The organism is Zavarzinella formosa DSM 19928 (genome assembly GCF_000255705.1).
Lineage (GTDB): Bacteria > Planctomycetota > Planctomycetia > Gemmatales > Gemmataceae > Zavarzinella > Zavarzinella formosa.
The window spans coordinates 600378-608192 of record NZ_JH636443.1; the positions used below are offsets into that span (position 1 = coordinate 600378).

At 56.7% G+C, this 7815-nt stretch carries 9 protein-coding genes and 1 pseudogene; 7 read left to right on the forward strand and 3 right to left on the reverse strand.

The annotated features are described in order from the left end of the window. Positions 1–751: 751 nt before the first annotated feature. The 7 genes and pseudogenes from BGIM_RS68380 to BGIM_RS52760 all read left to right on the forward strand — a co-directional run. Positions 752–991: pseudogene (locus tag BGIM_RS68380) on the forward strand (NPCBM/NEW2 domain-containing protein); the annotation flags it as partial. Between the two features lie 385 nt (positions 992–1376). Continuing rightward, positions 1377–1820, forward strand: a complete 444-nt coding sequence (locus BGIM_RS0127975) for a zinc-ribbon domain-containing protein (protein WP_020473000.1) — start codon at positions 1377–1379, stop codon at positions 1818–1820. A 23-nt stretch (positions 1821–1843) separates the two neighbouring features. After that, complete coding sequence (locus tag BGIM_RS0127980) at positions 1844–2368, forward strand: hypothetical protein (protein ID WP_020473001.1); 525 nt, start codon at positions 1844–1846, stop codon at positions 2366–2368. 28 nt (positions 2369–2396) lie between these two features. Next, complete coding sequence (locus tag BGIM_RS0127985; protein ID WP_020473002.1) at positions 2397–2888, forward strand: hypothetical protein; 492 nt, start codon at positions 2397–2399, stop codon at positions 2886–2888. A gap of 28 nt (positions 2889–2916) precedes the next feature. Further along, a complete protein-coding gene (locus tag BGIM_RS0127990) occupies positions 2917–3411 on the forward strand; it encodes a hypothetical protein (protein WP_020473003.1) in 495 nt (164 codons plus the stop codon). Positions 3412–3472: 61 nt separating this feature from the next. Then, on the forward strand, positions 3473–4006 hold the full coding sequence (locus tag BGIM_RS0127995; protein ID WP_020473004.1) for a hypothetical protein: 534 nt from the start codon (positions 3473–3475) through the stop codon (positions 4004–4006). Between the two features lie 164 nt (positions 4007–4170). Next, complete coding sequence (locus BGIM_RS52760; protein WP_020473005.1) at positions 4171–4941, forward strand: class I SAM-dependent methyltransferase; 771 nt, start codon at positions 4171–4173, stop codon at positions 4939–4941. Positions 4942–5250: 309 nt separating this feature from the next. On the opposite strand, the gene BGIM_RS52765 is transcribed toward BGIM_RS52760, so the two are convergent. The 3 genes from BGIM_RS52765 to BGIM_RS52770 all read right to left on the reverse strand — a co-directional run. Continuing rightward, a complete protein-coding gene (locus BGIM_RS52765; protein WP_020473006.1) occupies positions 5251–6351 on the reverse strand; it encodes a calcium-binding protein in 1101 nt (366 codons plus the stop codon). 352 nt (positions 6352–6703) lie between these two features. After that, positions 6704–7159 carry a hypothetical protein gene (locus BGIM_RS0128010; protein ID WP_020473007.1) on the reverse strand — a complete coding sequence of 152 codons (456 nt, stop codon included), beginning with the start codon at positions 7157–7159 and terminating at the stop codon, positions 6704–6706. A 4-nt stretch (positions 7160–7163) separates the two neighbouring features. Next, positions 7164–7815, reverse strand: a 652-nt coding sequence (locus tag BGIM_RS52770; protein WP_040890449.1) for a tetratricopeptide repeat protein, incomplete at its 5' end; no start/stop codon positions are given.

Below are 7815 nucleotides of genomic sequence, written 5' to 3' on the forward strand. Positions count from 1 at the left end.
GAAAGTCCGTTTGGAAATCCGAACTCGTCACCACTCTCGACACATTTCAAACATGCGTTGTCAAAGTCGAGAAGTCCAAAATGATAACGCTGCGTGTTCATTGTCAACAAGGGGAAGCCTATGCTCACGCCATATGGATCGCCCCGGTCATGATCGAATAATATCGCTTTGACGCTCATTATCCTCAAGGTGTCGAATGTCCAACCGATTGCGTTTCCTGCTTCCTGCTGTCGGCCTGTTCCTGATGGTCGCGCTGACGGCACGGGCCGATGAGGCAGACGATGTGAAGGAGAAACTGGCTCAGGCAAAAAGGGTCTACGACAACGAATTAAGGGATTTCAAAAAAGCGGTGGCCGACCTGTTCGACAAGCGGGAGGAAACCATCCGCAAGTCTGGCGACAAGAAGGCTCTCGACGAGCTCAAAGCTCAGCGGAAAGGGTTTGACGATTTGGGTGAAGCGCCGCCCACCCTTCCCATGAAGGTCAAAACCGAACTCGCGACTGCGAGAACGGTCTTGGACAAGGCCTACCAAACGGCCATTAAAGACTGTATCCGGTTGAAACTCGACAGCGATGCGGAGAAAGTTGAGAAGGAACGCGACCAGTTTTTGCTTGCATCTGCGTGTCTGGTGGGGAAGCGGACATATCTGACCACCTTGAAGCCATTCGACATCAAGACATGGAACAACGTCTTTGAGAAGGACTCCAGCAAGTACAAGATGGACGGACGGGCAATCCCACACAGTATCTTTATGCATCCGGACACCAATTTGCCGGCGGGCGTGAGTTACACACTTCCGGTTAAAGTTAGCGTGTTCCGGACATCCATTGGCGTGCCCTACCATGAAGACAAGCAGCCAGATCCACATTCCGCACTGACGTTTGAGGTGTTGCTGGATGGAAAGTCCATCTGGAAGTCCGAACCTGTTACGAAAATGGATACATTCCAAACAGTAACATTGAAGGTTGACAAAGCCAAGACACTGACACTTCGTGCCTATTGTGCGGGGTCCGGGGGCGGGGCGCATTGTGTCTGGTTCGCTCCGGTCCTCATCGAGTGACATCGCGATCTCTCTCCCCGCCGGATGTTCACTTTTAACGGAGATCCACGACACGCAAGGAAGGCCGCTGGCCGCCAGCCGGGGAGATGTCATTCACGGGATTTTGTGAGTCCTGTGCCAAGAACGAGCGGAAACAATGAGCAGTCAGCGACCAGAGTACTCCGCACGCTCCGCGTGCGGTCTGGACCGCGACCTGTTTCATTGCTTGGCCACAGGGGAAGTCCATCCGCACGCGGAGCGTGCGGAGTACTCTGGTCGCTGATCGTTTAAAATTTTCCATCAGAAAGCACGAACAATATCCAAGGGGCGAGCGCACATGATTATCTGGGGGTCAACGGGCCGGGAGATCATCCGGGACAGCGGTGTTTTCAATTGTCCCGAGTGCGGTAGCGAGGAGAATTATCACAAGGTTCGCTACTGCACCTATTTCACCCTGTACTTCATCCCTCTGTTCGAGACCGAACATCACGCGACGGTCATCAAGTGTTGCGCCTGCAAACAAACGTACAAATTGGAAGTGCTTGACTACAAGCCGCCGACGCGGGCCGAGTTGATGATCCACTCCATCCGCGTTGACTTGGAATCCGGCACGCCCGTTCAGATGGCCGTCACGAAACTGGTCAACGGGGGAGTCGAGCGACTCATCGCCGAGGAAATCGTCGCGGCCGCCGCCGGGCAGAACCAACAGCATTGTCTGGCCTGCGACCTGAATTTTGTGGAAAGCATCGCCCGCTGCTCATCCTGCGGCGGGAATCTGTGACCGGCCACGCGATGCCTGGGTGAATGGAACATCAGCCGGGGAATCACGCCATGCGGGTCATCAGCGAGAACGCCGAAGAACTGGTCGCCCGACATTATCCTCTTTACGTCTGGACATGGGGCGGGGTGTTGGCCGCGTTAACGATGTATATCGCCGTGCGATGTGTGATCTTCGCCTTTCAAACAGATCTCTCCGAACTGGTCGACCTCATTTGTCCGCTGACGATCGCGATTCCGACAGCACTTTTTCTTTCCTGGCCAATGGTCACGCTCACCTTGGATCGGGCCGCGGCCGAGGTTCGTGTGGAGCGGAAAGGTCTCTTTGGCAAACGGACTTGGACGGGCCTGTTGGAAGATCTGACGGGGACCAAGGCAGAACGTTATTTTTCCGCGACCCGGAAGCGATTCTTATGTCGGCTGGTTCTGGAGTTTGACCAAGGCGGGCCAATGGTGTTGGACATCGCGGACAGCGAGGACAACCTGGAGGAAGTCCAAGAATCCGTGGATCGATTTATCCGGCTGATCCGGCGACAAATATCACGATTGTGATCGGTCGTCTGAGTCAAGAAAGCGACGTATGCGGGTCATCAGTCAAACCGACGAGAAACTGGTGGCCCGGCATCATCCGGTCGGGGCTTGGGTGACGGTCGGCATTGCATGCGCGCTGATGATTTGCATCGGCATTGTCATTAATGTCCGCCAGCCAAATTTGTTTGCAAAGCCTTATTCGGTCGGCTTGTTCGCTTTGATTGCGATGCCGATCATTTTGAAGATTCATCCGGTGGTCACGCTCACCCTCGACCGGGCCACGGCCGAAGTTCGGGTGGAGCGAAAATATCTTTTCGGCCGCCGCCTTTGGACCGGCTCGTTGGAAGATCTCACTGGGATTGAATTGGAACGGATTCGGGTGAGCGATCCCCGATATAACGTGTTCCGGCCGGTGTTGATGTTTGAAAAAACCCCAAGTAAGTTGGTGAACATCGAGGACAGTGATGAAAACCTGGAGCAAGTCCAGGAAGCGGTCGGGCGATTCATCCGCCTGGCAAGGCTGCAACAGTCCCGTTCGTGATCGGTTATCAGAATCAAAGAAACGGCACATGCGGGTCATCACGGAAACCGACCAAAAACTGGTGGCACGCCACAGCGTGAGGGAGTTCATTCACTGGAATCGGCTGCCGGTGATTTTCATCATTGGTTTGATAGTCGTGCCATTGCTGTCTCCTCATCACCTTGCCCTGTTTCTGAAGATTTCGTCTGCTCTCATCTTCACAGCGATACTTGGCCTGCTGTCATTTCCAGCGGTGACGATCACACTCGAACGGGTGGCCGGGCAGGTTCGCGTCGAGCGGAGAGCATGGTTCCGTCGGTCAGTGTGGGCCGCTCCGTTGGCAGGGTTGATTGATATCGAGATAGAAAACGTTGAAGGTCGCAAGATAGAACATATCGAAGGGCGCAAGTCATTCGTGAGCCAACCGGTGTTGTTATTCGAGAAAGCCCGGCGTGAGCCGATCTTCATCAAAGACACAACCACAAAGCTGGAACAAGTTCAGGCGGCGGTTCGTCAATACCTGTGCCGATCTGTCTGCGGATGACCGGCCAAACCTGTTGGGTTTGGCCGGTCATCCATCAAGAGTCGATTCATGGTGAACAAAAATGAACCAAGCTCGCGCCATATTGCTGTTCATGGTGTCCCTCATCGCGCTTGGTTTCCACTGGGGATTGAACCGCCCGGATGACCGGGTCGCGCCTCCCACATTTCGGTTGGTGACGATCCCGATCCATCTGGAGCTTGAAAAAATATTCGGGCCAATGTCTGGACGAGTGATTCTGAAGGAAAGCGACTTGATTGATTACGACTGGCAGACTCACACGATGTATGTCCGCGAGGGGGTGTGGAACAGCGCATGGAAGCATCTTGAGATCGGGCTTGTTTTCGGCGTGGGGTTTGAATTGCAAGCGGGCGGCGTTGCCTGTTATCACGGAGCATTCACATGCTCTCTGTCATCCCATAGCCAATCCGGGGTGGTCATCGACCTGCTGACGGACGGAAGCCCATCGCATCAATCCCCAAGCGAATGGAAAATCGAACTCGGATATCCCACCCGTGGTCATTTCCAAGGAGAAGACCCTCGATCCGATCCTCGGATACGGGCCGTGTTGGTCCGGTTGGGGAAGCTCCGGGAATAACCGCTCTTGAGACAAAAATATCCGGACATGACAGCTTGGGATCACCAAAGGGCTTTCATTTTCCTCCGCCGATTCGTCTTTACAAGCTGGCATGGCATGTGGTACTCCCCGCGATGATGCCGTCGCCGTTGGCGGTCGGTCCACGGACAAGGAACAGGTTAGTCATGGCCATCGAAGGCGAACTTTCTTATTACGGGGCGATTGGCGAGGAAGGCGTTCGTCATGCGAAGGCGAAGCCGTTTTCCGATCACGATTGCGCCTTCATGCTCATGCAAATCGGGGCGGTGTTTGCGATCCTGCCGCCGCCGCCGGCGAAGGTGTTGGAATGCGGTTGCGGCGTCGGCTGGCTGACGCGGATGCTTTACATGCGGGGTTATGATTGCGTCGGCGTTGATGTCTCCGACGAGGCGATCAAACTGGCCCAACCGTTGGCCGAGTCCAGCGGGGGAGCCATGAATTTTCAGGTGGCGAATGTGGAGAATCTTCCGTTCACGGAGGAGTTCGACGCAGTCATCTATTTCGACGCCCTGCACCATTGCATCGACGAAGGGGCCGCCATCAAGGCCGCTTTTAACGCCCTGAAACCCGGCGGCATGTTCATCGCCTCGGAACCGGGAAACGGGCACGCTAAAAACTCCGAGGAAGTGATTCGGAAGTTTGGTGTCACCGAGAAGGATATGCCGGCCTCCCACATCACCGCCTTGGGGAAGGCCGCCGGGTTCACCACGTTTCGACAGTTTCCCCGGATGGACGATGTCGGGCGTTATTTCTTCCTTGATCGCGTGTCGTCTTCGTGGAAGAAAAAACTGCTTGAGAAGTTCAGCCTGTTCAATCTCATGAACTTCGTGCGGATTGCCCGCAAAACCAAAAAGCACTTGGACAACGATTTGCTGGTGATGTACAAACCGGCGGCCGGGGCCGGAACGGCCAAATAGGCATGTGGCCGGGGGTGGTTGTTAACTTTGGCTCGCCCGTGAATCGCTGACCAAAGTTCTGTGGCTTCCCCGGTGAAGTGTTGTTTTTGGTATTGGCGAGCCGAGCAGCGTAAGCTGCCGGGTAGCTTCCCGTAGTTGAACCGCCTCCCTTTTACTCAGCCGGACTCAAACCCGTGGCTCGGACGACTTCCCTGCCGGAAGCCACCCGGCAGCTCACGCTGCTCGGCTCGCCAATACCAAGACCAACCTTGGAAAACCCAAAAGCGCAACGTCAAAACTCACGCTTGCAGACTCGGAAAAGACACAACCTTAGCCGATCACCGTGTCCTTGAGGGAGGAACCGTCGATCAGGTCCACTCCGAGGCCGCCGTACATGGTGTCCCGGCCGTCGCCGCCGGTGATGGTGTCAAGACCGGCTTCGCCGTAGATCCTGTCGTTTCCGGCTCCTCCGCCAATCACGTCGTTGCCGTACCCGCCGTAGATCAAGTCGTTGTCGGCCCCGCCGTCGATGGTGTCGTCGCCGTTGTCGCCGAAGATGCTGTCGAGACCGGCATCGCCGGAGATCAGGTCGTTGCCGATCCCGCCCCGGATGATGTCGTTGCCGTCTCCCCCCTTGATGGTGTCATTCCCGGCGCCGCCGAGGAGGGAGTCGTTTTCTGTCCCGCCGTCGATGATGTCGTCGCCGTTGTCCCCGGTGATCGTGTCCTTGCCCGCGCCGCCGGTCAGCGAATCATTGCCGTCGGACCCGGCGATGTAGTCGTTGCCCGCCCCGGCATCCACGGTGTCGTTGCCATAGCCGGCGTAGATGCGGTCGATGCCCGCCCCGGTGATGATGTTGTCGTTGCCGTCCCCGCCGTAGACGATGTTGTTGCCGTCGCCCGCGTTGATGGTGTTGCTGCCGTAGGAGCCGTAAATGAGGTCGTTGCCGGAACCGGTGGTGATCGTGTCGTCCCCGGCTCCGCCGTTGACGGTGTTGCGGCCGTTTCCGGTGGTGATGGTGTCGGCGGCGGATGTCCCGTAGATCACATTGTTGCCTTCGCCACCGTCAATCGTCGCCTGGATGTTGATGAGCTGGTAGGCGCCGCCGACGCTGTTCAGATCAATCAAATCATTCCCGCCCAGCGAGTTGACCTGAATGCCGCTGACCTCATCAGCCGGGACCGCAATGGCATATCCGCTCGGCGTGCTGATGTTCGTCCCCACGACGAATATCCGGTTGTTGATCTCCCGGACAACGATGGAATCGTTGTACGGCGTCCCGGTGATCGTCAGGACGCCGCTGGCATCCAGCACCGCCCCGGCGGCCGGCACCGTCCGTGCCTCCAGCGCTTGAAGACCCATCGGAACAGACTTCTTGGAACCGCGACCATTGACTTGAGTGCGAAGACCGGACAGCGACGTGTAAGACATGTGATTAACTCGGCTCTTATGTTTTGACCAGGCGACTTGATGTCTGCCGGTCAAACGCAGATGCCGTGCCACTCTCGGCCAACCGCCGGGCAAGTCGGCGCATTTTGCCGCGAGTGAGCGTTAAAAAAACCTCAATTTCCCCGTGTAATCACGGGCAAAACAAGCGAAATGAAAATTTGAGGGCATGACAAGACAACAGAACTGAAAAATCTCTCATGACACGGCCGCCCAAAACTCGCCCGCGACCGCAAACGATGATTTGCTGATTTTGATACATGACGGTGTGCGAAATTTGATTGGGCACAAGTCCACAATCTTCCGACAGTGCCACAAACAGACGCCTATGGTCAGTTCATGGGTTGCGAATCCAGCCGCCGAGTTTGCTGATGAGTTGCTTGAGGAGCGAATCGGACATGGGCTTTTTCTCAAGCTTGAACGACCAATGCCCCTTCTTGTCTCGTTCGATTTTGAAGTACGACTGAAGCACGACCAACGCGGCGATTCCGATGATGAGAGTGGTCGGCTCGACCATGCTCTGAGCCAACGGGTTCTCCAACAAATTGTCAATCGCGGCAGCCATGCCCGGATCATCGGCCAGCAAGAGCAGGCTCGCCTTGGCCACATCCCCGGCCGACGCCCCCGCCTCGGGAGAGATCGCCACTTCGGCGGCCAGAAGATCAACCAAGCCAGTGTCAGGAGCGAGACCGACCGCCCCCCCACGAGTCACTTGGGCCGAGGTAATGGCGTTCAATACCCGCACGGCCTGATCCGGCGAAAGTCTCTCAATGCGGGCGACAAGATCAGACATGGGTTTAACTCTCGGTTGAAGGTTGATTCACAGATGATTCGAGGCTTTGAAGAAACTCGTCCGGAAGTCCGGCTTCCCGGCCTTGGGAAAGAAGCCGTGGCCGAATGTCCGGTAGAGCTTCACTGAAGGATTTTGCTAGACTTCGGAAAACGATGCCCGTGCTGTGTTTATCATTGAACCGCAAGAAAACCGATACTGCCTTGAGGAACCACGACCAAGTTACCGCGAAGTCCCGGCGTTCTTCGGCGACCCGACCGAGTTGGTGGTAGGTGATGGCGGCCCCGTGTTCGTTGCCCTGACGCTCCTTGATCTCAAGGGACTTGCGGTACCACGACTCTGCCGCCGCGAAGTCCCGGCGTTCTTGGGCGACCAGACCGAGTTGGTGGTAGGTGATGGCGGCCCCGTGTTCGTTGCCCTGACGCTCCTCGATCTCAAGGGACTTGCGGTACCACGACTCTGCCGCCGCGAAGTCCCGGCGTTCTTCGGCGACCAGACCGAGTTGGTGGTAGGTGATGGCGGCCCCGTGTTCGTTGCCCTGACGCTCCTTGATCTCAAGGGACTTGCGGTACCACGACTCTGCCGCCGCGAAGTCCCGGCGTTCTTCGGCGACCCGACCGAGTTGGTGGTAGGTGATGGCGGCCCCGTGTTCGTTGCCC